Below are 26,112 nucleotides of genomic sequence, written 5' to 3'. Positions count from 1 at the left end.
AAAATCCCCAAGTCGAACCGGATGGGGGCGGTCCGTTCCCAGACCGCCCCCTTTTCCGATTCACGCGGCGTTACTTCCGCTTGTTGTTGCCCAGGTCCTCGAAGTCGGCGTCGACGATATCGTCGTCGTCCACCGGACGCGGCTCCTCGTCCTTGTCGCCACCTTCGGCCTGGCTGGCCTTGTAGATCGCTTCGCCCAGTTTCATCGCGGCTTCGGTCAGGTTCTGGATCGCGCCCTTGATCTTGCCGGGGTCCTCACCCTTCAGGGCGTCTTCCAGCGGGCTCATCGCCAGCTCGATCGCCTCGACGGTGGAGGGGTCGACCTTGTCGCCATGCTCGGCCAAGGACTTCCTGGTCGAGTGCAGCAGGCTTTCGCCCTGGTTCTTGGTCTCGACCAGTTCCTTGCGGGCCTTGTCGGCTTCGGCATTCGCCTCGGCGTCGCGGATCATCTGTTCGATATCCGCATCCGACAGACCGCCCGAGGCCTGGATCGTGATCGCCTGCTCCTTGTTGGTGCCCTTGTCCTTGGCTTTCACCGACACGATGCCGTTGGCGTCGATGTCGAAGGTCACCTCGATCTGGGGCACGCCACGCGGGGCGGGCGGGATCTGTTCCAGGTTGAACTGGCCAAGCATCTTGTTGTCGGCGGCCATCTCACGCTCGCCCTGGAACACGCGGATCGTCACCGCGTTCTGGTTGTCCTCGGCGGTCGAGAAGACCTGAGACTTCTTGGTCGGGATCGTCGTGTTGCGGTCGATCAGGCGGGTGAAGACGCCACCCAGCGTCTCGATCCCCAGCGACAGGGGCGTCACGTCCAGCAGAACCACGTCCTTGACATCGCCCTGCAGAACGCCGGCCTGGATGGCCGCGCCCAGCGCCACGACTTCGTCGGGGTTCACGCCCTTGTGCGGCTCTTTCCCGAAGAACTTGGTCACTTCTTCCACGACGCGCGGCATGCGGGTCATACCGCCGACCAGCACGACCTCGTCGATGTCGTCCTTGGAGACACCGGCATCCTTCAGCGCGGCCATGCAGGGCTTGATCGACTTCTTGATCAGGTCCTCGACCAGGCTTTCCAGCTTGGACCGGGTCAGCTTGACCACCAGGTGCAAGGGCTGCCCGGTGTTCTTGTCCATGCTGATGAACGGCTGGTTGATTTCGGTCTGCTGGGACGACGACAGCTCGATCTTGGCCTTTTCCGAGGCCTCCTTCAGACGCTGCAGCGCCATCTTGTCCAGGGTCAGGTCAACGCCATGCTCTTTCTTGAACTCATCGGCCAGGTACTGGACGATGCGCATGTCAAAGTCTTCGCCGCCCAGGAACGTGTCGCCGTTCGTGGACTTGACCTCGAACAGGCCGTCGTCGATTTCCAGGATGGTGATGTCGAAGGTGCCGCCGCCAAGGTCATAGACCGCGATGGTGCGCGATTCCTTCTTGTCCAGGCCATAGGCAAGTGCTGCCGCCGTGGGTTCGTTGATGATGCGCAGCACTTCCAGACCGGCGATCTTGCCGGCGTCCTTGGTGGCCTGACGCTGGGCGTCGTTGAAATAGGCCGGAACCGTGATGACGGCCTGCGTCACCGGCTCTCCCAGATAGCTTTCCGCAGTTTCCTTCATCTTCTGCAGGATGAAGGCCGAGACCTGCGACGGCGAATACTTCTCGCCCCGCACTTCGACCCAGGCGTCGCCGTTGCCGCCGTCGGTGATCTTGTAGGGGACAAGCTTCTTGTCCTTCTCCACCTCGGCGTCGCCCAGACGGCGGCCGATCAGGCGCTTGACGGCGAAGACGGTGTTGGTCGGGTTGGTCACGGCCTGGCGCTTGGCGGGCTGGCCGACCAGACGCTCACTTTCCGTGAAGCCGACGATCGAAGGCGTCGTGCGCGCGCCTTCCGAATTTTCGATCACGCGGGGCTGCGAACCATCCATGATGGCAACGCAAGAGTTGGTGGTCCCGAGGTCGATACCGATGACTTTGGCCATGTGTAATCCCTTTCGTTCAGGCGATCTTCCGACCCAGAGCCCGAAGACGTCGGCACACGGGGTCGGGGGTGTTGCGGCTTTGGGTCACGCCCCTTGCCGGACTTGGCGTATATAGGCAGGTGTGTGCGGCCCTGCAACGGTGCCGACGCTGCTTCTGCGGCAAATTTGCAGCACCTTGCCGGTCAGACTGGCCGTTTTCACGGGACCCTAGCGAAGATCAAGGGTGCAACAGCCCTGCAGGGTTTCGGCCCCACCGGGCCGGTCGATGTACAGCGTCCCCGACCAGCCGAATTCGCGGTCGGACATGCCATCGCTGCACTGTCCGCGCGCAACGACCAGGCTGTAGGCCGTCCCGTCGCTTGCCGAAAGTTCGGCCTGATAGCCGTCCTCGCCGGGGCGTTCGGCGCCGCGTTCCAGATCGATGCGATCCTCGCCCAGCCGTTCGAATTCGTCGCCCCTTGGCAACAGGCCGATCCGCCAGAACGGCTCGGTCCCGACGCAGGACAGGGGGCGGGGGATAACCTCACCCTCTTGCACGTCCTGTCGGGCCAGATAGCGCATGGAAACCCAGCCGTTGCCTTCAGGCATGCCGATCCGGCCCCAGCGGCCATCCTCGGACAGGGCCAGCACCTCGACATTGATCGTATAGGGCCCCAACGCGCCGATCTTGGCCGAGGCGGCGCGCGGCGCCTCGCGGATGTTCAGCACATCGTCGGCCGCAACCCCGCTGACCGAAAACTGCGCGGGCAAATCCTCGGCTGAAAGGACATTCAGGGACAGAAGCAAGAAAAGGGCTGCAAGTCTGATCATCGACGTTTGTTCCAACTGGCCGACATGTGCTGCCGGGTGAAGAATTCCATCATCAGGCCGATCATCACGCAGGTCAGCGCAACGATCAACGGATACTCGACCGAGGTATAGCGCGGCCCATAGTTCAGGAAGATGAAGCCGCGAGATTGGTCGATCGTGTGAAACAGCGGGTTCCAGTCGAACATCGCGCGCACCTTCGGCGGGACGTTGTTCACCAGCAGCATCTTGCCCGATGCGACCATGTTCAGCCGCATCAGCAGCGTGGTCAGGATCGTGGCCAGTTCCGGCTGCCAGGGCCGCGCCGACAGCAGAACCATGCCGATGCCCACGCCGCTGAACCAGGACAGCAGGAACATGCCCAGCATCCCCACCGGCTGATCTACGGTGATCGGATTGAACAGCGAATGATAGAAGAACAGGATCACCGCGGCCGACAGCGTCTGCTGGTACAGCGTCGACATGGCCGCCCCGCAGATCGAGATGATCGGATTCATCGGCCCGTGCATCATCATCGGCGAGGTCGGCCCCTCGGCCCCGCTGATCGCGCGGATCGCCTTGACGTGGGTCATGAACATGAACACGCCCGACATCACGTACAGCATGAAATCGCCCCGCACGGCGATCCGGCGCATCCCCAGAAGCTCGAACAGGAAATACATGATCACGACCATGATCAGCGACTGGACGATGTTGATCACCAGGCCCAGCACGGCATTGCCGTTCGATTTGCGCAGGTTGCGCACGGCGGCGTGAAAGATCAGCTCAAGGGTTTCGAAACCCTTGCCGAATGTCGATCCCGATAGGGGGCGGTGCCGGAACATGCGAGTCCTTCGTCCTGTTGCGCAAGAATTGCAGGCAAACCTTGCCGTTCCGTTACGCGCGAAGGATAAGGGCGCGCAACGCCCAGATCAATCGCGCAGGTAGACCATGGATTTCGCAACCCTCGTTCCGCTTTTGCGCCGCTTGGCCCTGCAAGGGGGCGACGCGATCATGCGGGTCTACGCCCGCCCCGATTTCGAGGTTCGCGCCAAGGGCGATGCCTCTCCGGTGACCGAGGCGGACGAGGCGGCGGATGCCGTGATCTCGGCCGGCCTGCGCGCCGCCTTTCCAGACGTGACCCTGATCACCGAGGAACAGGCGGCCTCGCACGCGCTGACCGCATCGACCTTCTTCATCGTCGACCCCCTGGACGGCACGAAAGAGTTCGTCCAGCGTCGCGGCGATTTCACCGTGAACATCGCCTATGTTCAGGACGGCATCCCCACCCACGGCGTCGTCTATGCCCCCGCCAAGGGCCGCCTCTTCTATACCCTGCCGGACGGCCAGTCGGTCGAGGAAACCGGCCCCTTCGGCCCCGAACCGGGCACGCTGACGCCGCTTCGGGTTTCCACGCCCGACAACGGCGCGCTGATGGTCGTTGCGTCAAAGTCGCACCGGGACCAGGCGACCGACGATTACATCTCGCGCTATGCCGTCCGCGACATGACCTCGGCCGGCTCCAGCCTGAAGTTCTGCCTGGTGGCGTCCGGGGAGGCCGATCTTTACCCCCGCCTTGGTCGCACGATGGAATGGGACACTGCTGCCGGTGACGCCGTCCTGCGTGGCGCTGGCGGGCAGGTCGTGCGCTTCGACGATCACCAGCCGCTTGGCTATGGCAAGCCCGGCTGGGACAACCCGTTCTTCATCGCCTTCGCCCCCGGTGTGGTGCTGAAATGAAGACCCTGATTGCCATTCCCGCCCGCTATGCCAGCACCCGCTATCCCGGCAAGCCGCTGGTCACGCTGAAAGGCCCGGACGGCGAAAAGACCCTGATCCGCCGCAGCTGGGAGGCCGCGATGGCCGTCCGGGGCATCGACCGAGTCGTGGTTGCCACCGACGACACCCGCATCGCCGACCACGCCCATGCCTTCGGGGCCGAGGTGGTGATGACCTCCTCGGACGCGCGCAACGGCACCGAACGCTGCGCCGAGGTGGCCACGCAGCTGCCGGGCTTTGACGTGATCGTCAACCTGCAGGGCGACGCCCCCCTGACCCCGGCCTGGTTTGTCGAGGATCTGGTCGCGGGCCTTGCCGCGGACCCGCAGGCCGACATCGCCACGCCTGTCCTGCGCTGCACCGGGGGCATGGTGCAGGGCTTCCTGGACGACCGCCGCGCCGGTCGCGTCGGCGGCACGACCGCCGTGTTCGGTGCTGGCGGGCGGGCGCTTTACTTCTCCAAGGAAGTGATCCCCTTCACCGGCCGCGCCTATGCCCCGGACGAACCCACGCCCGTGTTCCACCATGTTGGCGTCTACGCCTTCCGCCCCTCTGCCCTGGCCGCCTATCCCGCCTGGCCCATCGGCCCGCTGGAAACGCTGGAAGGGCTGGAGCAACTGCGCTTCCTGGAAAACGGCCGCCCGGTCCTGTGCGTCGAGGTCCAGGCCCGCGGCCGCGCCTTCTGGGAGCTGAACAACCCCTCCGACGTCCCGGTGATCGAGGCGATGCTCAACGATCAGTCGGAATAACCGGCAAACCGACGCGAACCGACCCCGGTCACCAAGATTCTTCGTGCATCACGATTCTGACAGGTGCAAACTCGAATAATGCCGCGCGACTGCCCGGATAAGGTCAGATTCCGGCGGCAAGGGAAGGCAGCGGAGTCGCAGGTCGGCACGTACTGTCAAAAGTGGGACTGGGAATGAAAACGAAGAAGATCACCAAGGCCGTGTTTCCCGTGGCTGGCCTTGGAACGCGGTTCCTTCCGGCGACGAAGTCGATCCCGAAAGAGATCATGACTCTCGTCGACCGCCCGCTGATCCAGTACGCGATCGACGAGGCGCGCGCCGCCGGGATCAAGGAATTCATCTTCGTCACCGCCCGCGGCAAGTCGGCGCTGGAGGACTATTTCGACCACTCCCCCGAACTGGAATCCGAGCTGCGCAAGAAGGGCAAGACCGACCTGTTGGAGATCCTAAAGGACACCAACATGGACAGTGGCGCCATCGCCTATGTCCGGCAGAACCGCGCGATGGGCCTGGGCCATGCGGTCTGGTGCGCCCGCCGCCTGATCGGCAACGAACCCTTCGCCGTCCTGCTGCCCGATGACGTCATCGCCGCCGAACGCCCCTGCCTGCAACAGATGGTCGAGGCCCACGCCGAAACCGGCGGCTGCATGGTCGCCGCGATGGAAGTCGCGCCCGAGCGGACCTCGTCCTACGGCGTCCTCGATATTGGGCAGGACATGGGGTCCATCGTCCGCGCCAAGGGGATGGTGGAAAAGCCGCAACCCCAGGACGCGCCATCGAACCTGGCGGTGATCGGCCGCTATATCCTGACGCCCAAGGTGCTGACCAACCTGAACCGGATGAAGCAGGGCGCCGGGGGCGAAATCCAGCTGACCGACGCCATCGCCGAAGAGGTCGGCTCCAAGGCCGGCGTCTTCGGGTTGCGCTTCCGCGGCCAGCGGTACGATTGCGGGTCCAAGATCGGCTTCCTGCAGGCGACCGTGGCCTTCGGTCTGTCCCGTCCCGACCTGAACGTCGAGTTCGAGACCTTCCTGCATGAACTCATGGCCATGCAGAAGGCCGCTCAGTAGGATTGGCGCGCGCGTGTCATCCGCTTGGCCAATCGGCGACCTGCGCGACTCCGAGGTAAGCCTTGCCGCCTTGTGGCAGGCCTACCGCCTGCGCACCCGCCGACGCCTGCTTTTGGCCCGCGCTTTCCGCCGCCGCCGCCAGTTGACCCCGGTTGCCGACCGGACGGCTGCAATCCGGCGCGGCGATATCCTGTGCTTCCTTTGCCTGCGGAACGAGGCGCAGCGCCTGCCGTTCCTGCTGGGCCATCACCGCAAGCTTGGCGTGCGGCACTTTCTGGTCGTGGACAATGCCAGCACCGACGCCACCCCGCAGTTACTGCGCGACCAACCCGATGTTTCGCTCTGGCAGACCGGGGCCAGCTACAAGGCGTCACGCTTCGGGATGGACTGGCTGACCTGGCTTCTGATGCGCCACGGTCATGGCCACTGGTGCCTGACGCTCGATGCCGATGAAATTCTGGTCTACCCGCATTGGCAGACCCGACCGCTGCCCGCCCTGACCGACTGGCTGGACCGGCAGGGCCAGCCCAGCCTTGGCGCGCTGACCGTGGACCTTTACCCCGATGGCCCGGTCTCGCAGGCCCAATACGCGCCGGGCCAGGACCCGGCCCAGGTCCTGCAATGGTTCGATGCCGGCAACTACCAGGTCCAGGTCCAGCCCCGGATGCGCAACCTCTGGATTCAGGGCGGTGCAAGGGCGCGGGCCTTCTTTGCTCAGACCCCGCGCCGCGCGCCAACGCTGAACAAGATCCCGCTGGTCCGCTGGCACTGGCGCTATGCCTATGTGAACTCGACCCACGCGCTGCTACCTCCGCGCCTGAACCAGGTCTACGCCACCGATGGCGGAGAGTTGACCTCGGGCGTCCTCTTGCACACCAAGTTCCTGCCCGGCATCGTCGAACGCTCGGCCGAGGAAAAGGTGCGCGGCGAACATTTCGCCGATGGCGCGCACTATGCCAGCTACTATGACCGCCTGACGCAGGACCCGGTGTTGCACACGCCGGCCTCCTCCCGCTACACCGGCTGGCGCCAGCTTGAGGCCCTTGGCCTCATGTCGCGCGGTGGTTGGGTATGAGTGGTTCGTCATGCGCCTGATGTCGATCTACCGCCTTCGATTGCAGCGCAAGCGCCTGCTGTGGCGTGCCTTTCGCAAGCGGCGGCAGCTTGTTCCGGTCACCCAGCGGATGCAGGGCCTGCGGCGCCAGCCGATCCTTCTGTTCTCGACCATGCGCAACGAACGGGTCCGGCTGCCCTTTTTCCTGGATTACTACCGCAAGCTTGGCGTCGATCACTTCCTGGTCGTCGACAACGGCTCGACCGATGGCACGCGGGAATATCTGGCCGACCAACCCGACGTCTCGCTGTGGGAAACCGACGCGGGCTACAAGCAGTCGCGCTTTGGCATGGACTGGATCATGCACCTTCTGCGCCGATATGGCAGCGGGAACTGGTGTCTGACCGTCGATGTGGACGAGTTTCTGGTCTACCCGTTCTGCGAAACCCGCCCCCTGCGCGCCCTGACCGACTGGCTGGACAGCGCCGGCAACCGGGCCTTCTCCTCTATGCTGCTGGACATGTATCCCAAGGGCGCCATGCACGAGCAGCCCTACTACGAGGGGCAAAATCCGTTCGAGATCGCGCAGTATTTCGACAGCGGCAACTATACGACCACCCGCAGCTGGCCACTGTTGAACCTCTGGATTCAGGGCGGCCCCCGCGCCCGCCTGTTCTTTGCCGACAACCCCTATCGCGCGCCGGCGCTGAACAAGATCCCCCTGGTCAAGTGGCGTCGCTCTTACGCCTATGTCTCCTCGACCCACATGCTTTTGCCGCGCGGGTTGAACCTGACCTATGACGACGGGGGCGGCGAGAAACCTTCGGGCTGCCTTCTCCACGCCAAGTTCCTCGACACCTTCGCCGCCAAGGCCGAGGAAGAGATGCGCCGTGGCCAGCACTATGCCGAAAGCCACGAATACCGCGCCTACCAGGAAGGGCTTAGCCGCGAACGCGACCTGTGGTGCCCCCGCAGCGAGAAGTATATCAACTGGCGTCAGCTCGAAATCCTGGGCCTGATGTCGAAAGGAAACTGGGCGTGAGCTTCGGCGTCGTCATGCTGTGCCACACCGCGCTGGATCGCGCGGCCCAGGTCGCACGCCACTGGGCCCAGGCGGGCTGTCCCGTGGTCATCCACCTTGATCGCCGCGTGCCCGACCGCGACCGCGACCGGTTGGCCTCGGCCCTGGCCGACCTTCCCGCAGTCCGCTTTTCGGCCCGGATCGCCTGCGAATGGGGCACATTTAGCCTGGTTCGGGCGACCAACCTGGCCGCAACCCAGCTTCTGGACGGCTTTCCCGACATCACCCATGTCCTTCTCGCCTCGGGCGCCTGCCTGCCGATCCGCCCCGTGGCCGAGCTTGCCGCCCACCTTGCCGCCCATCCCGACACCGATTTCATCGAAAGCGTCACCACCGCCGACGTCGGCTGGACCGTCGGCGGCCTGAACCAGGAACGTTTCACCCTCCGCTTTCCCTTCTCGTGGAAAAAGCAGCGCCGGCTGTTTGACGGCTATGTCAGGCTTCAGCGCAAGATCGGCTTCCAGCGCCGCATCCCCGACGGCATCGTGCCGCATCTGGGCAGCCAGTGGTGGTGCCTCACCCGCCGCTCGTTGCAGGCGATCCTCGCCCATCCCGACCGGCCGCGCCACGACCGCTATTTCCGCCGCGTCTGGATTCCCGACGAAAGCTATTTCCAGACCCTGGTCCGCACGGTGTCCACCAAGATCGAAAGCCGCTCGCTGACCCTGTGCAAGTTCGACTTCCAGGGCCGCCCGCATGTGTTCTACGACGACCACCTGCACCTTCTCCGCCAGTCCGAGGCCTATGTCGCCCGCAAGATATGGCCCCAGGCCGACCTGCTGTATCGCACCTTCCTGACCGATGCCGCCGCGCCCACGCGCCTTGCGCCGAACCCAGCCAAGATCAACCGCCTGTTCGCCAAGGCGGTCGAGCGGCGGATCAAGGGCCGCCCCGGTCTGTTCATGCAAAGCCGCTTTCCCACCGCGCGCCGGGGCGGCAACCTCTCGGCCGGGCCCTATGGCCTGTTCCAGGGCTTTGACGAGCTGTTCCAGGACTTTCACCCCTGGCTGACCCGCAATGCCGGTGTCCGCGTCCACGGCCATCTCTTCGCCCCCGACCGCGTGCGCTTTGCCGATGACGAGCGTGTCTACAAGGGCGGCCTGTCCGACAGCGCCAGCCTGCGCGACTATAATCCGCGCAGCTTCCTTACCAACCTGGTCTGGAACACCCGGGGCGAAACCCAGTGCTTCCACTTCGGCCCCGGCGATGTGCAGGATATCGCAAGCTTCATCGCGGGCGATCCAAACGCGCGCGCCTTCATCATCTCGGGCGCTTTCGCCGTGCCGCTCTGGCGCTCGAACCGCCCCTTCCCCGAAATCCGGGCCGAGGCGGCGCGCCTGCAAAAGATCGAATCCGACCTCATTGCCCGCTTCGACCACCCCGACACCAAGGCGCTGACCCGGATCTGGTCCCTGGCCGAATTCGTGGAGAACCCGGCCGAGCCCTTGCTGCAACTCTTGGACGACCTGAACCCGCGCGGTCAGCACCGTCCGGCCGACATGCCGCAACTTGTGCCGCTGGGCGGCTTTGGCGCCTTCCTGCAGGATCTGCGGAACCAGGGGATGCACCCGGTGATGATGGGTGACTTCCCCGCCAACTTCGACAACGCCGAAAAGAACCTGACCTGATGAGCGCCCGTTTCAACAGCTTCGTCATCCTGGCCGGCATGCGCACCGGCTCGAACTTCCTTGAGGCGAACCTGAACGCCCTCCCTGGCGTCACCGGCCATGGCGAGGTGTTCAATCCCCATTTCATCGGCAAGAAGGACGTGACCGAACTCTTCGGGATCACCCTCGACGCGCGTGAGGCGAACCCGAAACCGCTGCTGCGCAAGCTGCGGACCGAGACACCCGGTCTGGCCGGCTTTCGCTTCTTTCACGACCACGACCCCCGGGTGCTGGACCTGGTGCTGGCCGATCCGGCCTGTGCCAAGATCGTGCTGACCCGCAACCCGGTCGACAGCTATGTCAGCTGGCAGATCGCCCGCACGACCGGCCAGTGGAAGCTGACCGATGCCAAACGCCTGAAATCCGCCAAGGCCCGCTTTGACGAGGACAGCTTCCGCGAACATCTGGCCGCCGCGCAGGATTTCCAGCTGCGCATTCTGAACACCCTGCAAACCCTGGGCCAGACCGCCTTTGTGCTGGATTACGAAGACCTCGCCTCGGTCGAGGTGCTGAACGGCCTTGCCGCCTTCCTTGGGGTGGAAGGGCGGCTGAAGGCGGTGGATGACACGCTGAAAAAGCAGAACCCCGAACCGCTGGAAGACAAGCTGGAAAATCCGCAGGACCTGGTCGCCGCCGTGGCCCGCGCCGACCTGTTCGCCCTTTCCCGCTCTCCGGTGTTCGAGCCGCGCCGCGCCGCCGCCATCCCGCATGTGGTCGCGGCCGACGCCGCGCCGCTGCTGTTTTTCCCGGTCCGTTCCGGCCCAGATGCCGCCGTGCGCAACTGGCTTTCGGGCCTTGGCGGGTTGGTCGATGGTTTCGACCACCGCACGCTGCGCCAGTGGAAGCGCGACCATCCCGGCCATCGCGCCTTTACTGTGGTCCGCCACCCCCTCTTGCGCGCCCATGTCGCCTTTCGGGAAAAGATCGTCTCGGGCCAACTGGCCGACCAGCGCCGCGTCCTGATCCGCGCCTACAAGGCCCGGCTGCCCGACCCCGGCCAGCCCTTCGCCGACCCGCAGGCCGAGCGTGAGGCGTTCCAGGTGTTCCTGACCTATTGCCGTCTTGCGACCCTTGGCCAGACCGGCAACCGGGTTGATCCGAACTGGGCCAGCCAAAGCGCGATCGTGCAGGGCTTCGCCGGGTTCCACCCCCTCGACCTCGTGATCCGCGAGGATCGTCTGCCCCAGGCCCTGGCCTTCCTGGCGGCCGAGGTTGGCGTGGACGCGCCCCCTCCACCCCCGGCAGACAATGCCGCGCAGGCGCTGGCCGCAATCTGGGACGAAAGCCTGGAAACCGCGACCGAGGCGGCCTATGCCCGCGACTACACCGGCTTTGGCTTCACCCGTTGGCGGGATTAAGCCGCCGCTTCAACGGGCGACGATCTCAACCCGCCGGTTCAGTGCCCGCCCCGCGTCCGTGCCGTTCGACGCCACCGGCGCCAGCGGTCCGACACCGGCCGGAACCGCGCGACCGCCCGCGACGGCAAAGCGGGTCTCCAGCGCCGTGACGACCGCCTGTGCCCGGTCGCGCGACAGGGCCAGATTGGCCTCCAGGGTGCCGACGCTGTCGGTATGGCCGACGACATACACCTGAAGGTCCGGGCGATCCGCCAGAAGGCGGCCGATCTCGGACAGCGCCGCGTCCGACTCGGGCAGCAGGAGCGCGCTGCCGAAATCGAAATAGATGTTGTCCAGCGCGATCCGCCCTTCGGCGTCAATCGCGGCGGCCATCGCTTCGGCATCCGTCACCGTGACCTGGCCGGTTGCCATCGCATCGGCTTGCAGCACCTGGACGTAGTGGTTCTTCGTCTCGACCCCGACCGAGACATGCACCACCGCGCCCTCAAAGGTCATTGTCCCGGTCAGATAGCGCACATCGCTGCCGATCCCCAGGTTCATCCCGTTCCGCCCGCGCCAGCCGCCATCGCTCTGGTTGCCGCATTCGCTCCGGCTGGTGCAGGTCCAGTCGATGACCAGCCCCTCCGCCTCCAGCGCCTGCCGATAGTTTTCCAGGATTTCCAGCGTCGATTTCTCTGGCGGGTTTTCATAGCGGCGCAGCGACACGCGGCCTTCGAATGGCTCGGCCAGCACCGCGCCATCGGCGAAGCCCGTCACGCGCTGGCTTGTGCCAAAGGCTTCCTCGATCCGGTCGCCCTGGCGTTCCTCGGACCCGGCATAGGGCTCGACCTCCAGCATCTGCGCCTGGGCGGGCAGGGCGGCAAGGGTCAGGACAAGAACGGCGCGTTTCAGCATGGCTTTCTCCTCCTGGCTGCCAGGCAAGAAGTTAACACCACCCTAATGAAAACAGCTAACGTCTTGAAGGTCAACGCAAACGCCCATCTGTCCACCGTGGACAGATCAGGCCGCCTGCGGCGCCCGCGCCTCGGTCAGGATCGCATACAGCTTCGCCGGGTCGCTGTTGGCCCGCAGCTTCGCCACGACCCCCTGGTCCCGCATCGTCCGGCTGACCAGGGCCAGCGCCTTCAGATGGTCCACCCCGCCATCCTTGGGGGCGAAGAGGCCGAAGACCAGGTCCACCGGCTGCCGGTCGACGCTGTCATAGTCCAGCGGCTTCTCCAGCCGGACGAACACGCCGACGATGCCCTTCAGATCCTCCAGCCTTGCGTGGGGCAAGGCGATGCCATGCCCCACACCGGTCGGCCCCAGGGTCTCACGTTCCTGCAGGCCGTCGATGGCCACCGCCGCCGACATCCCGTAGGCCTGCGCCGCGATCTCGCCCAACTCCTGGAACAGCCGCTTCTTCGAGGTGAACTGCCCCACCACCTTGACGGCGGCTGGCACGAGTAGCTTGGAAAGTTCCATCGTAGGGCTGTGTTCCCGCGCCACGTTGGCGCCTTACCTGCTGTTTCGCGGGTCGATCCAGCCGATGTTCCCGTCGTCGCGACGGTACACCACGTTCACGCCCCCATGACCTTCGTTCCGAAAGACCAGCATGCGATGCCCGGCAAGCTCCAGCTGCATCACGGCCTCGCCGACGGTGATCGAAGGAATCTTCGTCTCCATCTCGGCGATCACCACGGGCTGAAGCGTGTCGGCCTCCACATCCTCGGTCTCCTCGGACGCGGCGAGGATATACGAGGACGCCCCGCCGAATTCAACCGGTGCCGTGCGGTGGTTGTGATGGTTCCTGATCCGCCGTTTATAGCGCCGCAGCTGCTTGTCCATCTTCTCGCGCGCGCTTTCGAAGGCCGCGTAGATCTCGGTCGCGTGGCCCTTGGCCTGGGCGGTCAGGCCGGTGGACAGGTGAATCACCGCCTCGCAGACAAATTCATGCGCCACGCGGGAAAAAACCACGATGCATTCGGTCGGACGCTGGGCGTACTTCTCGACCACCTCGCCCATCTCGGCCTTCACATGGGTTTGAAGAGCCTCACCGACGTCGATCTGTTTCCCACTGATCTGATAGCGCATGGCCTCTCCTTTCACATGCTTCCAGCGCGGTTCGGTCAGTCCGAACCCGCCGATCCCCTACACAAGAGATGGAAAGAACGTTGCGTCACGCAAGGACGGCCGGCGAAAGACTTGGCGGCAGCACGGGTCCGAACAGGGGCAAATGACGAACGCATTACAGGCATTTGGCGTCAGCCCACCCCCGGTTGTCAACCGAGTCGATGGCTCGTCTCAAATGATCCGAAAGTTCTCGCCCAGATAGACGCGGCGCACGGTCTCGTCCCGCACGACCTCGTCTGTCGTGCCGCTCATCAACACCTTGCCGTCGTGCAGGATATAGGCCCGATCGACGATATCCAGCGTCTCGCGGACGTTGTGGTCGGTGATCAGCACACCGATCCCGCGGCTTTTCAGGTCATGCACCAAATGGCGGATTTCCCCCACCGCGATCGGATCGACGCCGGCAAAGGGCTCGTCCAGCAGCAGATACTTCGGGTCCGCCGCCAGACAGCGCGCGATTTCGACCCGCCGCCGCTCACCGCCCGACAGTGCCAGCGCCGGGGTCCGCCGCAGATGGGTGATCGAAAACTCGCTTAGCAGCTCTTCCAGCCGCTCACGCCGCTTGTGACGGTCGGGGACGGCGATTTCCAGCACGGCCAGGATGTTGTCCTCGACCGACAACCCGCGAAAGATCGACACCTCTTGCGGCAGATAGCCGATCCCCAACCGCGCGCGGCGGTACATCGGCAGGGCGGTCACATCCTTGCCATCGATCAGAACCTGCCCGCCCTCGGGCGTCACCAGCCCGGCGATGGAGTAAAAGCAGGTCGTCTTGCCCGAACCGTTCGGCCCCAGAAGCGCCACCACCTCGCCCCGGCGCAGGTCCAGACTGACGTCGCGGATCACCGGGCGCTTCTTGTAGCTTTTGCGCAAGCTGCGGACCTGCAGCCCGCCCGCCCCGTCCGTGATCGTCAGTTCCGGCTTTGCCATCAATTGCCGCCTGGCACAAAGGTCGTGGTCACCCGGCCTTCCATGATGCCGGTCCCGTCCTTCAGGTTGATCGTCAGCTTCTGACCTTGCATGGTCGAGCCGCCCTGCGCCAGTTGCACATTCCCGGTCAGCACGATCACGCCGGTGTCGATGGTATAGACCGCCTCGGCCGCGCTGGCCTTGTCGGCCAGGTTGGTGATCGTCACCCCGCCGCTGGCGACAAGCTGGTCGATCTCGCTTTGGTCGGCACCATAGGTCACGCTGACCTCGGCCGCGGCCAGCGTCATCTCGCCCTGGGTCACAGCGACATTGCCGGAAAACACCGCGCTGCCGTCGGCGTTGTTCACCGCCAGCTGGTCGGCGGTGACCTGCACGGGCAGGGTCGTATCCTGCTCCAGGTCGCCAAAGGCGATCGTGGCCTGCTGGGCCTGGGCCGAACTGGCGGCCAGGACCACAGACAGAAGCAATGCGCGATGAAATGCCATGCGTCGGAACCTCACGGACGTGCGCCGCCCGGCTGGTATAGCAGCCGGACGCCTTGGGTGAAAACCAGAACATAGGCGCCGGGGGTGCGGTTGTCCTGACCAAGGGTCATGCCACCGGCCACGATCTTCCCCGCCGGGCCGGTTGCCTGCACCTCGCCCCGGCTTTCCAGACCAGTGCGGTCCAGCTTGGCCACGATTTCGGCGGTATCCAGTTGATAGCCGCTGTTCGTCGTGACCCGCACCCCGCCGGAAAGGACGACCTGCTTGCCCGCCTTGTCCATCACCGCGCTTGCGGCCCGCAACTCGGTCTGGCCGCCGTCAGGCGTGTCCAATTCCAACCGCAGCCCCGATGCCGCGGCCGGCGCCTCGCCCGCCTCGGGCCGCGCCTCTTCGGCTGTCAGGGTGACTGCGGCGCCATCGCTGGTCGTACCGGCATAGCTGGGGGCGGTCATCCGCGGTTCGCGGGCCAGGTCCTCGACGTCGACCTCGGCATAGGGCAGGGCGTCCTCGGGGTCGATGCGGTCGGCCACCAGGAACAGCGTGGACAGGATCGCCAGCGCCGCCAGCGGCAGGGCCAGCTTCAGCCAGCCCACCACCCGCGTATGCCGGTCGACCGCCACCCTAGGCCACCCCGGCGCGCAGGCAGTCGTGGACATGAACGATGCCGATGGCGCGGCTGCGGTCCTCGGCCGTCACCAGAAGGCAGGTGATCTTGCGGTCGTTCATCAGGGCCAAAGCCTCGCCCGCCAGGGCCTCGGTGACGATGGTGCGCGGGTTGCGGGTCATCACCTCGCCCGCCGTGTGCGACATAAGCCCATCCAGATGCCGCCGCAGGTCGCCGTCGGTGATGATGCCCACCAGCGCGCCATCCGCATCGGTCACGCCCACGACGCCAAAGCCCTTGCGGCTGATCTCGACCAGCGCCTCGCCCATCGGCGTATCTTCGGCCACCAGCGGCGGTTCGTCATGCATCAGGTCGCGCACCCGCAAAAGCCGCGCGCCCAGCTTGCCGCCGGGGTGGAACATGCGGAAATGGTCGGGGGTAAAGGCCCGATGCTCCATCAGCGCAATCGCAAGCGCATCCCCCAGCGCCAACGTCATGGTGGTGCTGGTCGTCGGCACGATCCCGGTCTCGCAGGCTTCGGGCACCTCGGGCAACAGGATGCCGACATCGGCCTGCCGCATCAGGGTGGACCCCTCACGGCAGCTGACGCCGACCATCGGGATGCCAAAGCGCTTGGCATGGGCCAGCAGGTCCGCCAGTTCCGGCGTCTCGCCCGAGTTTGACAGCACGATCAGCACGTCGCCTTCGGCCACCATGCCCAGATCGCCGTGGCTGGCCTCGGCCGGGTGGACGAAATGGGCGGGGGTGCCGGTGCTGGCAAAGGTCGCGGCGATCTTGCGCGCGATATGCCCCGACTTCCCCATGCCCGAGACGATGACCCGCCCCTTGGCCGCCATCAACAGCCCGACCGCCGCGCCGAAACTGTCGCCCAGAACCTCGGCCAGGGTCGCAAGCGCCCCCGCCTCGCGCCGGATCACCCGGCGGCCGGTTGCCAGAAAGTCAGTGGAGGAAGATGTCATTCAGGTTTTCCCAGCCCAGAAGGTCCAGTTCGGCCCGCGTGGGCAGGAAGGCAAAGCAACGCTCGGCCAGGTCCAGCCGCCCCTCGCGCCGCAGCCGCGCTTCCAGTTCCGCCTTCAGCGCGTGCAGATACAGCACGTCCGAGGCCGCGTATTCCTTCTGCGCCTCGGTCAGCACTTCGGCACCCCAGTCGCTGGTCTGCTGCTGCTTCGAGACATCGACGCCCACCAGGTCGGCCAGCAGATACTTCAACCCATGCCGGTCGGTGAAGGTCCGCACCAGCTTGGACGCGATCTTGGTGCACCAGACCGGCGCGGTCGTCACACCGAAGGCCTTCTTCAGCATCGCAACGTCAAAGCGGCCATAATGAAACAGCTTCAGCACCGCCGGGTCGGCCAGCATCGCCTCCAGGTTCGGCGCGCGCTCCTGCCCCTTGGCGATCTGCACCAGATGCGCGTCGCCATTGCCGTCCGACAGTTGCACCACGCACAGCCGGTCCCGGCGCGGGTCCAGGCCCATGGTCTCGGTGTCGATCGCCACGACCGGCCCCAGGGTCAGCCCATCGGGAAGGTCGCCTTTGTGCAGATGAATGGCCACGCGTGTTCTCCTGAATACCGAACCGGATTACGCCCCACACCCCCCGGGGTCAACTCTGGCCATCCGGCTTGCGCGGGGCCGGGCGCGGGCTAGGATCGGCGCAGCTTCGGGAAGGGCCGGCCATGCTGCACCACCAGATGTTCCGCGACCCCGAACCGGGCCAGCCCCGCCTGCTGGCCGCCTTCGCCTACCGCTACGACGCGCATCTTGTCCCCGACCTGATCGAGAACATCCGCCCCGGCATCCACGGCGTCGTCGCCTGGGACGACCGCAGCGCCGAGGCGGCACTTTCCGACGAGCCCACCCGCCGCCTGCGCCTGTTCCAGGCTGCCCGCGACCTGGGCGCCGACTGGCTGCTGACCCCCGACCCCGACGAGCGTCTGGAACAGGGCTTTGCCGACCGCCTGCCCAGCCTGATGGCCGAAGGCGACCGCACCGTCTGGAACTTCACCCTGCGTGAGGTCTTTGCCCCCGGCCTGATCCGCGTTGACGGCCCCTGGGGCGGCAAGTCCAAGGTGATCCTCTTCCCCATCGCGGCCGCCAAGGTCGATCCCGCGGCCCTTTTGCACGCCCCCCGGGTCGGCGACGGCGCCGGCTACACCCGGCGCGAGGCGCATCTCACCGTCTATCACCTCCGCATGGCCACCCCCGCCCGCCGCCAGCTGCGCCGCGACCTTTATGCCGCCGCCGACCCCGACCGCCAGCATCAGGCGCTGGGCTATGACTACCTCTCGGACGAGCGTGGCATGGTGCTGGAACCGATCCCCCCCGACCGCAGCTTCCATCCCCCCTTTGTCGAAGATCATGGCCTCTGGTCCCCTGACCCCGGCGCGCTGGGGGCGATTCGACCCGACCCGCCGGCGACCCGCTTCACCCGCGCCGCCCTGTCTGCCCGGCGACGGGGCCAGGCCGCCGCCTCCTGGGTGATCGAGGATCTGGCCCGCGACGATCCGCAGGACCGTGACCTGCCCCTCCTTGCCGCCCAGTTCGCGCTGCAGGCGGGCGATGCGCCCCGCGCCTTGGCGCTGGCGCAGGACGACCCCGGCCTTCTCGGCCGGCTGATCCGCGCCCACGCCCACCTTGCCCTTGGCCAGCCCGCGCCCGACCTTGCCGCGCTCTCCGCTCGCCTGCCCGACAGCCCCCTGATCGCCGCGCTTCAGGCCGAAGCCGTCCGCTCCACCGCTGATCTTGCCGCTCCTGACGCCTTCTGGCGCGCCCTGGCCCCCGGCGCGCGCATCTCCGAGGGTCGGGTCGCCGCCTCGGACCTCGCCACAATCGTGATCGGCTTTTGCAGCCAGCCTGGCCTGTTGCCCGCCGTGCAATCCCTTCTGTCGCAGGATGAGGCGGCCGAGATTGTCGTGGTCAACTCGGGCGGCGGCACGGTGCAGGCGGACCTTGCCCCCGTCGCCGACCGCATCCGCCTGATCACCACCGACCAGCCGCTTCGGGTCGGCGCCGCGCGCAACATCGGCGTCGCCGCCAGCCGTGCGCCCTTTGTCGCCTTCCTTGCCGGGGATTGCCTGGCGCAACCCGGCTGGGTCGCCGGCCGCCTCCGCCACCATCGCGCCGGTGCCGAGGCGGTGGCGACGGCGGTGGACGGCCTGCCCGGCGCGGGTCTGGTCGCGCGGTCAGTCAACCTTTTGCGCTACGCTGCCCGCAATCCGTTGGCCGACCCCCGCATCGTCTCGCCCTATGGGCAGTCCTATTCCCGTCGGCTGCTTGGCCTATGCGGCTGGTTCCCGCCCGGCCTTGCCGCAGCCGAGGATACCGCGCTGAACCAGATCGCCGCCCGCTTCGCTGCCCCGATCTGGGCGCCCGAGGTGGTCACCCTGCATCGCGACCTTGCTGATCTTGCCGCGCTGGTCCCCGACGAAGTGCGGCGCGGCGGGCGGCGGGCGGCCTATGCCCCCTTCCGCAAGCTGGCCGCCCAGCCCGATCCGATCCTTGCCGCCGCCCCAATCCTGCGCCGCCGCCTGGTAGAGGCTTGGGCTTTGGTCGACCGTCTGCCCGGCCTGTCGGTTGCAGAGCGACGGGCGATCCGGGCCACGCAATGGCTGGCCGCCCAGGGCGACCGGCGCGGCCTGGCCGAGGGGTTGGACCGCATCGTCCGCGCCGATGCCCTGCTGGCACAGGCGGCGGCGCTGGCCGACGATCCCGACAGGGCCTTGCCATTGGCCGAGGCGGCCCAGGCGCTGGACCCCGACGATCCCGCGAAGGCCCGCGCCCTTGGTCTGGCACGCCTGGCGGTGGGGGATGTGGCTGCAGGCCAGACCGCCCTTGGCCAGGCGCTGGCCTTGGACCCCGGCGACGACAAGTCCGCCACCGCTCTGGTCGCGCTGCGCGCCGACAGCGACGGCCCCGCTGCCGCCCTCGCCCTTGCCGAGCGTCTGGCCGTAGCCGCCCCGACGACGCGCCGTCTGTGGACGATGGCAGCCGACCAGGCGCTTGCGGCGGGGGATGCCGACTGGGCCGTCGCCTTGGGCCAGATCGCACTGGCCACCGCCGCCGCGACGCCGGCCGCCCACGCCCATCTTGCCCGTCTGCACGCCGCCGCAGGCAACACTGAAGCCCACACCCGCCGCGCCGAAACCGCTGCCCGACTCTCCGCCACGCCCAACCGCCGCAAGGGCTGACTGGCATCACGATAGCACTGCCGTCCAAGACTGCCCAAGTTTCCTGGTCCGCGAGAGACCAAGACGCAGCCAGTCGCGCCGACCTCGTCAATCCTCGTATCCGGCTGCGCCACAGTCGCAAGCTTGGTCCCGGTCGGACCTACCATCGGACCTGGCCGCTCTGGTCCCGCTGGCGGAAAGTAGCCGCCCTTCCGCTCTCCGCTCTCCGCTCTTGGCCCCTTGCCTGCGTTTGTCATGGGCGTGCCCTGGCAAGCGCCACCCCAAGCCAACACCTTTCCAAAAGGTTAATCAGCAACGCGAAGCCCTTGATTTCACTAACTCCACATCGCCGACCAGCGTGGACAGCCCCCTAGTTGACCACGAACTCCGCATGCAAGGCCCCCGCCGCGTTGATGCTTTTCAGGATGTCGATCATGTCGTGTGGGGCCACCCCCAGCGCGTTCAGGCCGGCCACAACCTCGGCCAGATCGGTGCCGCCCCGGACCTCTGCCAGCCCGGTGCCGGTCTTTTCGATCCCGGCGGTGGAGCGCGGGACGACCAACGTTTCCCCCTCGCTGAACGGGTTCGGCTGCACGACAAGCGGGCTTTCCTCGACCCGCAGCGTCAGGTTGCCCTGCGCGACCGCGACCCGGCTGATCCGCACGTCCGCGCCCATCACGATCGTGCCCGATCGCTGGTCCACCACGACACGCGCCCGGGTCTCGGGTTCGACCAGAATCCCCTCGATCCGGCTCAGCACATGGGCCGGCGACCGCATCCCGGTCGCGCCGATGTCCACCGCGACGGTGCCGGCATCCTGCATCAGCGCCACCCGGGCGCCGAATTCCGCATTCACCGCCCGTTCGATCCGCTCCGCCGTGGTGAAATCCGCCGACTTCAACGCCAGCCGCAGGTTCGAAAGCCCGGAGAAGTCGAACTCCACCTCTCGCTCGACCCGCGCGCCCGAGGGGATGACCCCTGCCGTCGGCACGCCTTGGGTGACTCGCGCCGCGTCGCCTTCGGCCGAGATGCCGCCGGCGATGATCGAACCCTGCGCCACGGCATAGATCTGGCCGTCCGCCCCGTTCAGCGGCGTCATCACCAGCGTTCCGCCCAGCAGGCTTTTCGCGTCGCCGATGGCGGAGACGGTCACATCCACCCGCCCGCCCGAGCGGGCAAAGGGCGGCAGTTCGGCGGTGACAAAAACCGCGGCCACGTTCTTTGGGCGGAACTCCTCGCCCGTGACATTCGCGCCCAGCCGCTCCAGCAGGTTGGCCATGATCTCTTCGGTGAAGGGGGCGTTGCGGATGCCGTCGCCGGTGCCGTTCAGGCCTACGACCAGGCCATAGCCCACCAGGTCGTTTCCCCGGACTCCGTCGAACTCGACCAGGTCCTTGATCCGGATCGGTTCGGCCCAGGCGGTCGAGGCGGTCAGGAAGAGTGCAAGAAGCAGGCGTATCATCGCAGGAAGTCCACCAGGCTAAGCCGCGAGACGCGGGCGGTGATGAGGTAAAGCGATTCCAGCTGCGATTTCAGCTCTTCCAGCCGGGTCGCAGCTTCATAGGGGTCGACCGCGCCCACCTCGGACCGCAGGATCCCCAATGCGGTTTCCTCGGCCGCGTTGCGGGTGGCTGCGGTCTCGACCTGGGCTTCGACGGTGCCGATCCGCGCTGCCAGGTCGATCCGGGCATCTTGCGAACGCTGCAGCTTTTCCCCGGCCCGCTGGGCCAGATCAGCCCGTTCAAGCGAGTTGCCGAACAGCACGCCCCGATCCAGCAGCGCCGCGAGGGCAAAACCCTCCAGGGTATCCGTGATCGCCGGCTCCATTGCGGTGACCCCGAGGCTTGCCGTTTCTCCCGGGCTGATCGGCACGGGGGAAAGCGGATCGTCGCCTTGATAGAAGGTCCCATAGCCGGTCGGGTCCGCGAACCAGGTCGCTACCCGGGTCGCAACCTCGGAGGCCGTGGTGGCCGCGCCGACAGCCAGTTGCAGCGCATCAAGCATGGCCTCGGCCGCACCCAAGGGCGGGGTATCCGTCGCGGCGCCGGCGAAAACCGCCCGACCTGCGGGCTGAGCGTTCAGCAGACCGATGGCACTGGCCAGGCGGCCTCTTGCGTCCGTGGCAAAGACATCCACCTGGGCGGCGGTGGCAAGGTCCTTGGACCGCAAAAGCGAGGTGCCAAGGTCAACCGCCAGGCTGGACAGGCCGCCGATCGCCGACTGTTGCGTGGCCGTGTGCAGCGCAGCTTCGGTGGTGTTGCGGGTATAGGCCGTCAGACGCTGCAGGCTGGCGTCCACCGCAAGCAGTGGCGAGAAATCTCCGCGCAGCGCCTGGCCGACATCGGTGGGCCGGCCGGTCGCCACCTCGGTCGCCGCCCGCTGGACGCCTGCGCGCAGCTGCGCGCCCTGCCGGGCAAGCAGGTTGGTCAGACTGGCATCACCTACCGAGAGCCGGGTCATGTGCCCAACCTGATCAGGATATCCAGCATTTCGTCCGCCGTCTGGATCACGCGGGCATTGGCCGCATAGTGCTTTTCGATTGTCAGCAAAGCCTGCATCTCCTGGTCGGTATCGATGCCGTTCTGCGCCTCGATATCCGTCAGCGCGGTCAGTCGGGCCGAGGCGAAGGCCTGGTCCACGTCGCCCGACAGGCGCAGGGTCGAGGCGTCGGACAGAATATCGGCCGTCAGCGCGGCAAAGCTGCGCATTCCGGCCGTGAACCCGGTCGAGGACAGGGGCCGCGCCCCGGTCAGCGCGCCGTGCAGCGCGTTCAGCAGAGCGGAGTTGCCCGGAGGCCCCTCAACCGCGGCGCCAAGGCCGTCGCGCAGGCGGAACAGCGCGCCGCCCTGGGCCGGATCGGCAGCGGCGTTGATCTGCAGGCGGCCGGCAAGTCCGACCTCGTTCAGCGCCAGGAAGCCTGCCCCGGCATCGGTGAATAGCCCCGGCGCCCCCGGCGGCAGCGTCGTGTCCAGGCCCGAGTCCGCAAAACGCTCCACCAGGTCGCGGGCCATTGCGTCCAGCTTGCCTTGCGCGCCGGTCGCAAGCTCGTCACGGACAGCGAAAAGCGCACCGAGCGAGCCGCCTAGGATCGGGCTGGCCGGGCCCGCCGTGTCATAGGGCCGGCCATTCAGTGTGATGCCGGACAGCCCGCCCAGGGCCTGCGTCATCTCGGGCGTGATGGTGGGGGTGGAGGTGAAGCCGATCTCGACTGGGTTACCCTCCAGCAGGGGGGCGCCGCCGGTGGTGAAAAGGGCGATCTGGTTCCCCTTCTGCTCCATCTCGCGCAGCGGGACGATCGAGGCGATGGAATCGACCAGCCGCTGCCGTTCGTCCAGAAGCGCAGACACGTCCCGGCCCGAGCCGGTGAAGGACCGCAATTCGACGTTCAGCGCATGGACCTTCTGCAGGTTGCTGTTCAGCAGGCCCACCTGGTCGGCAATCTGCCGGTCGGTCGTCGCGCGTGCGGCCTGGATGTCCCGAGTCGCCGTGGCCATCCCGGCAATCAGGTTCTTTGCTGTGGCCAGAACGTTGCCAAGCTTCGCCTGCGAGTCGGGGCGTCCCGCCGCCTCGATCAGGGCCGAGTCGAAGGCGGCCAGCCGCGCGGCCAGAGAACCGGGGCTGTCGGGCGTGCCAAGCGCCTTCTCGACCCGGGAAAGAAAGGCCGCCCGTGCGTTCCGCTCGCCGTCGCCCGCCTGCGCCAATCGCCGGTCGGCCAGCAGTGGCTTGTCCACGTCGCGGGTGACCCCGGTGACCGACACGCCCTGACCGGTCCCAGCCAGAATCGCCGCGCGCAGGCCCACCTCGCGCCGGGCATAGCCGGGGGTCGAGGCGTTTGCCACGTTCGACGACAGGATCTCGGCCCGCCGGGACGAAGCCGAAAGGCCCGAAAGCGCACTGGACAGGGCAGAGGTGACACTCATCGCCGGTTACCGTTTGATGTTGGTGGTTTCCTGCAGCATCTCGTCGACGGTCTGGATGACCTTGGCGTTCGAGGAATAGGCGCGCTGGGTCTGGATCAGGTTGGTCAGTTCGGCCGCGACATCGGTCTTGGACCCCTCGCGCGAATAGCCCTGGATCGACCCGGTCGGTCCGCTGCCCGCGTCCCACAGGTAGAATGACCCCGACTCGGGCGAGACCTGGTAGGTCTGGTTGGAAAAGGACAGAAGCCCGTTCGGGTTCGGCACGTCGACAATGGGGATCTGGTACAGGCGCCGCGTAAAGCCGGTGTCATAGGTGGCGTTCAGATAGCCCTTTTCGTCGACCTCGACCGTGGTCAGGTTGCCGACGGGCGAACCGTTCTTCGAGATCTGCACCGGGGCAAAGTTGTCGGACAGCTGGGTCAGCCCGTTCGGGTCGCCGAAGCGGCCGATGCCGACGGTCATGGGGCCGCCTTCCACCGTCAGTGACAGCATGCCGGTAGCCGGGTCGTAACCCCCGCCCGACAGCACCGTGACTGCCGACAGCGTACCGCCAGCGCCCCGCGAATCGTCGAAGGTCAGTTCGTACTCCCCGATCAGCGCCCCGCCCGAGGCGGAATCGCGGATCTCCATCCGCCACTGGTTGGACGAGCCGGTGGCGGGCACGATCGGGGTGAACGTCACCTCCAGCGTTTCGGACGTGCCAAGGTTGCCGAAGTATTCCACCGACAGGGGCGGCGGCACGGCGGTATTGCCGGCCAGCGTATAGGTTGCGGGCAGGTTCACGCCCAGGTTCATCATGGTGGTGGGGTCGCCCGCCGTCTGGTTGGCGTTGATCACGATCGGCACCAGGCTGGAGAGCGTGTCGCGCGCGAAGGACGGGATCGTGCCGTCGGCATCGGCCGGCCAGCCCAGCAGCACCAGGCCCGAGTCCGTCTTCAGGATGCCATCGGCATCGGTGCGGAACCCCCCGGTCCGGGTCATCAGCATCGGCGTGTCGGACAAGGCGTTGCCCAGCGACACCTCGTTGATCACGGGCAGCATCCCGCGGCCGGCGATGGCGATGTCCAGCGCGTTGCCGGTGCCGATCAGATCGCCCCGCTCCTCGATCAGGCGGACGGTGGTGGCGCGGACACCGCCTGCCGAATAGGTCCCCGACCCCCGGGCCGAGGTGATGACCATATTGGCGAATTCCGTCGATGCGCGCTTGTAGCCGTAAGTGCCAGAGTTCGCGATGTTGTCGGAGATCGACGCAAGCTTCGTCGCATTGGCATTCAGGCCGGCCACGCCCGCCGAAAGCGAGGAGGAAATCGTCATTGGGAAAGCGCCTTTCTGCTGCTTCGGACCCTGATGGGACCGAAACTGCATCACCGGCACTTAACAGCGGCCTAACGGATAAAATTCGACCTATTCAGCGGTTTCGGCGCAGCAGGATCACCTCGATGCGGTTGTTGCGCAGATGGGCCGGTTCCGTCACCGCCGGCTTGCGGTCGGCATAGCCTGAAACCCGCTGCATCCGCGCAGGGTCGATGCCCGCCGCCTCCAGCACGGCACGGGTGGCCTGCGCGCGGTCCGAGGACAGGTCCCAGACCGGGTTGTCCACCAGCATCACCGGCATGGCACGCAAGTGGCCATTCACCGCGATCTCGTTGGTGGTCAGGCCCAGCACCTCGGCCAGAAGGCCGGCTATGGCCTTGGTGACCGGGGTTGGCTGCGCGGTTTCGCCGTCGAACAGCGGCGCGTCGGGCAGGTCGAAGATCTCGATCACCAGGCCCTCATCGGTCACGCGGGTGACCACATGGCGCAAAAGCTGCTCCATCGTGTTGCTTTCGCCACCACGGGCAAGCAGCGCCTTTTCGACATCCTCCAGGTCCGACTCTGCCTGGCCGTTGCCACCCTTGCCTTCGCCATCGCTTTCGCCGTCCGCATCGGCCGAGGCGGCAGCGACCTTGCGGTCCATCGCCCCGGTCCCGGTATGGGCCATGGTTTCCTCGGCAAAGACGCTGTCGCCGCCAAAGGCGCCGTCGCCCCCGCCCGAGATGCGGTTCACCGGGATCGTCGGATTGAAGTAATCCGAGATCCCCTTGCGTTGCTTTTCAGTCGTCGCGTTCAACAGCCACATCAACAGGAAGAACGCCATCATGGCGGTCACAAAGTCGGCGTAGGCCACTTTCCAGGCCCCGCCATGATGGCCGCCACCCGCGACGACCTTCTTCCGTTTGATGATGACCGGCGCGGCATTGCCTGGCGCTGCCATCCCACATTCACCCAAAGTCTACCCGGGATCAGGGATAGCAGGTGAGCGTTTACGGCCGCTTAACCGGTGCAGTTTTAGCCAAAGGCCACGGCCCTGAC

The 26,112-nt window shown here is 66.5% G+C and carries 24 protein-coding genes; 8 read left to right on the top strand and 16 right to left on the bottom strand.

The window, feature by feature from the left end; genetic code table 11:
* Window positions 1–70 precede the first annotated feature (70 nt).
* From dnaK to CXR42_RS09920, 3 genes are all read right to left on the bottom strand, one after another.
* Window positions 71–1,978, bottom strand: coding sequence for a molecular chaperone DnaK (gene dnaK, locus CXR42_RS09930; RefSeq protein ID WP_103257383.1), 1,908 nt, complete (start codon window positions 1,976–1,978; stop codon window positions 71–73).
* 207 nt (window positions 1,979–2,185) lie between these two features.
* Window positions 2,186–2,788, bottom strand: a complete 603-nt coding sequence (locus CXR42_RS09925; RefSeq protein ID WP_103257382.1) for a COG3650 family protein — start codon at window positions 2,786–2,788, stop codon at window positions 2,186–2,188.
* A complete protein-coding gene (locus CXR42_RS09920; protein WP_103257381.1) occupies window positions 2,785–3,609 on the bottom strand; it encodes an ABC transporter permease in 825 nt (274 codons plus the stop codon). The genes CXR42_RS09925 and CXR42_RS09920 overlap by 4 nt, the downstream gene beginning before the upstream one ends.
* A 106-nt stretch (window positions 3,610–3,715) precedes the next feature.
* On the opposite strand from CXR42_RS09920, the gene cysQ reads away from it, so the two are divergent.
* From cysQ to CXR42_RS09885, 7 genes are all read left to right on the top strand, one after another.
* Window positions 3,716–4,504 carry a 3'(2'),5'-bisphosphate nucleotidase CysQ gene (cysQ, locus tag CXR42_RS09915; protein WP_103257380.1) on the top strand — a complete coding sequence of 263 codons (789 nt, stop codon included), beginning with the start codon at window positions 3,716–3,718 and terminating at the stop codon, window positions 4,502–4,504.
* A complete protein-coding gene (locus CXR42_RS09910) occupies window positions 4,501–5,292 on the top strand; it encodes a 3-deoxy-manno-octulosonate cytidylyltransferase (protein WP_103257379.1) in 792 nt (263 codons plus the stop codon). The genes cysQ and CXR42_RS09910 overlap by 4 nt, the downstream gene beginning before the upstream one ends.
* 173 nt (window positions 5,293–5,465) lie before the next feature.
* A complete protein-coding gene (gene galU / locus CXR42_RS09905) occupies window positions 5,466–6,362 on the top strand; it encodes a UTP--glucose-1-phosphate uridylyltransferase GalU (protein ID WP_103257378.1) in 897 nt (298 codons plus the stop codon).
* 13 nt (window positions 6,363–6,375) lie between these two features.
* Window positions 6,376–7,437, top strand: a complete 1,062-nt coding sequence (locus tag CXR42_RS09900) for a glycosyltransferase family 2 protein (RefSeq protein WP_245875408.1) — start codon at window positions 6,376–6,378, stop codon at window positions 7,435–7,437.
* A gap of 10 nt (window positions 7,438–7,447) precedes the next feature.
* Window positions 7,448–8,458 carry a glycosyltransferase family 2 protein gene (locus CXR42_RS09895; RefSeq protein WP_103257376.1) on the top strand — a complete coding sequence of 337 codons (1,011 nt, stop codon included), beginning with the start codon at window positions 7,448–7,450 and terminating at the stop codon, window positions 8,456–8,458.
* Entirely contained in the window at window positions 8,455–10,125 is a 1,671-nt protein-coding gene (locus tag CXR42_RS09890) for a DUF5927 domain-containing protein (RefSeq protein WP_103257375.1), read from the top strand. Before CXR42_RS09895 ends, CXR42_RS09890 begins: the two co-directional genes overlap by 4 nt.
* A complete protein-coding gene (locus CXR42_RS09885) occupies window positions 10,125–11,522 on the top strand; it encodes a nodulation protein NodH (protein WP_103257374.1) in 1,398 nt (465 codons plus the stop codon). The genes CXR42_RS09890 and CXR42_RS09885 overlap by 1 nt, the downstream gene beginning before the upstream one ends.
* Window positions 11,523–11,531: 9 nt before the next feature.
* On the opposite strand, the gene CXR42_RS09880 is transcribed toward CXR42_RS09885, so the two are convergent.
* From CXR42_RS09880 to CXR42_RS09845, 8 genes are all read right to left on the bottom strand, one after another.
* Window positions 11,532–12,416 carry an OmpA family protein gene (locus CXR42_RS09880; RefSeq protein WP_103257373.1) on the bottom strand — a complete coding sequence of 295 codons (885 nt, stop codon included), beginning with the start codon at window positions 12,414–12,416 and terminating at the stop codon, window positions 11,532–11,534.
* 105 nt (window positions 12,417–12,521) lie between these two features.
* Window positions 12,522–12,986, bottom strand: coding sequence for a PTS sugar transporter subunit IIA (locus CXR42_RS09875; protein WP_103257372.1), 465 nt, complete (start codon window positions 12,984–12,986; stop codon window positions 12,522–12,524).
* Window positions 12,987–13,019: 33 nt separating this feature from the next.
* Window positions 13,020–13,595, bottom strand: a complete 576-nt coding sequence (gene hpf / locus CXR42_RS09870) for a ribosome hibernation-promoting factor, HPF/YfiA family (protein ID WP_103257371.1) — start codon at window positions 13,593–13,595, stop codon at window positions 13,020–13,022.
* Between the two features lie 210 nt (window positions 13,596–13,805).
* Complete coding sequence (lptB, locus tag CXR42_RS09865) at window positions 13,806–14,564, bottom strand: LPS export ABC transporter ATP-binding protein (protein WP_103257370.1); 759 nt, start codon at window positions 14,562–14,564, stop codon at window positions 13,806–13,808.
* Window positions 14,564–15,049 carry a lipopolysaccharide transport periplasmic protein LptA gene (gene lptA / locus CXR42_RS09860; RefSeq protein WP_103257369.1) on the bottom strand — a complete coding sequence of 162 codons (486 nt, stop codon included), beginning with the start codon at window positions 15,047–15,049 and terminating at the stop codon, window positions 14,564–14,566. Before lptA ends, lptB begins: the two co-directional genes overlap by 1 nt.
* Before the next feature lie 11 nt (window positions 15,050–15,060).
* Window positions 15,061–15,669: an LPS export ABC transporter periplasmic protein LptC gene (gene lptC, locus CXR42_RS09855; protein WP_245875407.1), complete on the bottom strand. Its 609-nt coding sequence runs from the start codon at window positions 15,667–15,669 to the stop codon at window positions 15,061–15,063.
* 1 nt (window position 15,670) lies between these two features.
* Window positions 15,671–16,633, bottom strand: a complete 963-nt coding sequence (locus CXR42_RS09850) for a KpsF/GutQ family sugar-phosphate isomerase (protein ID WP_103257367.1) — start codon at window positions 16,631–16,633, stop codon at window positions 15,671–15,673.
* Entirely contained in the window at window positions 16,614–17,228 is a 615-nt protein-coding gene (locus CXR42_RS09845) for a ribonuclease D (protein ID WP_103257366.1), read from the bottom strand. The genes CXR42_RS09850 and CXR42_RS09845 overlap by 20 nt, the downstream gene beginning before the upstream one ends.
* 122 nt (window positions 17,229–17,350) lie before the next feature.
* Between CXR42_RS09845 and CXR42_RS09840 the strand changes: the two genes are divergently transcribed.
* Window positions 17,351–19,861 (top strand): glycosyltransferase, encoded by a 2,511-nt coding sequence (locus CXR42_RS09840; protein ID WP_103257365.1) that lies wholly within the window; start codon window positions 17,351–17,353, stop codon window positions 19,859–19,861.
* 349 nt (window positions 19,862–20,210) lie between these two features.
* On the opposite strand, the gene CXR42_RS09835 is transcribed toward CXR42_RS09840, so the two are convergent.
* The 5 genes from CXR42_RS09835 to CXR42_RS09815 form a co-directional block, all read right to left on the bottom strand.
* Window positions 20,211–21,302: a flagellar basal body P-ring protein FlgI gene (locus CXR42_RS09835; protein ID WP_103257364.1), complete on the bottom strand. Its 1,092-nt coding sequence runs from the start codon at window positions 21,300–21,302 to the stop codon at window positions 20,211–20,213.
* A complete protein-coding gene (locus tag CXR42_RS09830; RefSeq protein WP_103257363.1) occupies window positions 21,299–22,300 on the bottom strand; it encodes a flagellin in 1,002 nt (333 codons plus the stop codon). The genes CXR42_RS09835 and CXR42_RS09830 overlap by 4 nt, the downstream gene beginning before the upstream one ends.
* Entirely contained in the window at window positions 22,297–23,760 is a 1,464-nt protein-coding gene (gene flgK / locus CXR42_RS09825) for a flagellar hook-associated protein FlgK (protein WP_103257362.1), read from the bottom strand. The genes CXR42_RS09830 and flgK overlap by 4 nt, the downstream gene beginning before the upstream one ends.
* 6 nt (window positions 23,761–23,766) lie before the next feature.
* Window positions 23,767–25,074, bottom strand: coding sequence for a flagellar hook protein FlgE (locus tag CXR42_RS09820; protein ID WP_103257361.1), 1,308 nt, complete (start codon window positions 25,072–25,074; stop codon window positions 23,767–23,769).
* A gap of 94 nt (window positions 25,075–25,168) precedes the next feature.
* Window positions 25,169–26,014 (bottom strand): flagellar motor protein MotB, encoded by an 846-nt coding sequence (locus CXR42_RS09815; RefSeq protein ID WP_103257360.1) that lies wholly within the window; start codon window positions 26,012–26,014, stop codon window positions 25,169–25,171.
* Window positions 26,015–26,112 lie beyond the last annotated feature (98 nt).

Origin of the sequence: Tabrizicola aquatica (assembly GCF_002900975.1) — a bacterium.
Classification (GTDB): Bacteria; Pseudomonadota; Alphaproteobacteria; order Rhodobacterales; family Rhodobacteraceae; genus Tabrizicola; species Tabrizicola aquatica.
The sequence above is the reverse complement of the archived record's forward strand: the minus strand, read 5'-3'. Positions and strand labels throughout refer to the sequence as shown.

Coding starts and splice junctions, on each gene's coding strand:
- CXR42_RS09910 (WP_103257379.1), top strand. CDS start 4,501: ATGAAGACCCTGATTGCCATTCCCGCCCGCTATGCCAGCACCCGCTAT.
- CXR42_RS09925 (WP_103257382.1), bottom strand. CDS start 2,788: ATGATCAGACTTGCAGCCCTTTTCTTGCTTCTGTCCCTGAATGTCCTT.
- lptA (WP_103257369.1), bottom strand. CDS start 15,049: ATGGCATTTCATCGCGCATTGCTTCTGTCTGTGGTCCTGGCCGCCAGT.
- CXR42_RS09920 (WP_103257381.1), bottom strand. CDS start 3,609: ATGTTCCGGCACCGCCCCCTATCGGGATCGACATTCGGCAAGGGTTTC.
- galU (WP_103257378.1), top strand. CDS start 5,466: ATGAAAACGAAGAAGATCACCAAGGCCGTGTTTCCCGTGGCTGGCCTT.
- flgK (WP_103257362.1), bottom strand. CDS start 23,760: ATGAGTGTCACCTCTGCCCTGTCCAGTGCGCTTTCGGGCCTTTCGGCT.
- CXR42_RS09830 (WP_103257363.1), bottom strand. CDS start 22,300: ATGACCCGGCTCTCGGTAGGTGATGCCAGTCTGACCAACCTGCTTGCC.
- lptB (WP_103257370.1), bottom strand. CDS start 14,564: ATGGCAAAGCCGGAACTGACGATCACGGACGGGGCGGGCGGGCTGCAG.
- CXR42_RS09885 (WP_103257374.1), top strand. CDS start 10,125: ATGAGCGCCCGTTTCAACAGCTTCGTCATCCTGGCCGGCATGCGCACC.
- CXR42_RS09875 (WP_103257372.1), bottom strand. CDS start 12,986: ATGGAACTTTCCAAGCTACTCGTGCCAGCCGCCGTCAAGGTGGTGGGG.
- CXR42_RS09880 (WP_103257373.1), bottom strand. CDS start 12,416: ATGCTGAAACGCGCCGTTCTTGTCCTGACCCTTGCCGCCCTGCCCGCC.
- CXR42_RS09895 (WP_103257376.1), top strand. CDS start 7,448: ATGCGCCTGATGTCGATCTACCGCCTTCGATTGCAGCGCAAGCGCCTG.
- CXR42_RS09850 (WP_103257367.1), bottom strand. CDS start 16,633: ATGACATCTTCCTCCACTGACTTTCTGGCAACCGGCCGCCGGGTGATC.
- cysQ (WP_103257380.1), top strand. CDS start 3,716: ATGGATTTCGCAACCCTCGTTCCGCTTTTGCGCCGCTTGGCCCTGCAA.
- CXR42_RS09820 (WP_103257361.1), bottom strand. CDS start 25,074: ATGACGATTTCCTCCTCGCTTTCGGCGGGCGTGGCCGGCCTGAATGCC.
- CXR42_RS09815 (WP_103257360.1), bottom strand. CDS start 26,014: ATGGCAGCGCCAGGCAATGCCGCGCCGGTCATCATCAAACGGAAGAAG.
- CXR42_RS09835 (WP_103257364.1), bottom strand. CDS start 21,302: ATGATACGCCTGCTTCTTGCACTCTTCCTGACCGCCTCGACCGCCTGG.
- hpf (WP_103257371.1), bottom strand. CDS start 13,595: ATGCGCTATCAGATCAGTGGGAAACAGATCGACGTCGGTGAGGCTCTT.
- CXR42_RS09840 (WP_103257365.1), top strand. CDS start 17,351: ATGCTGCACCACCAGATGTTCCGCGACCCCGAACCGGGCCAGCCCCGC.
- dnaK (WP_103257383.1), bottom strand. CDS start 1,978: ATGGCCAAAGTCATCGGTATCGACCTCGGGACCACCAACTCTTGCGTT.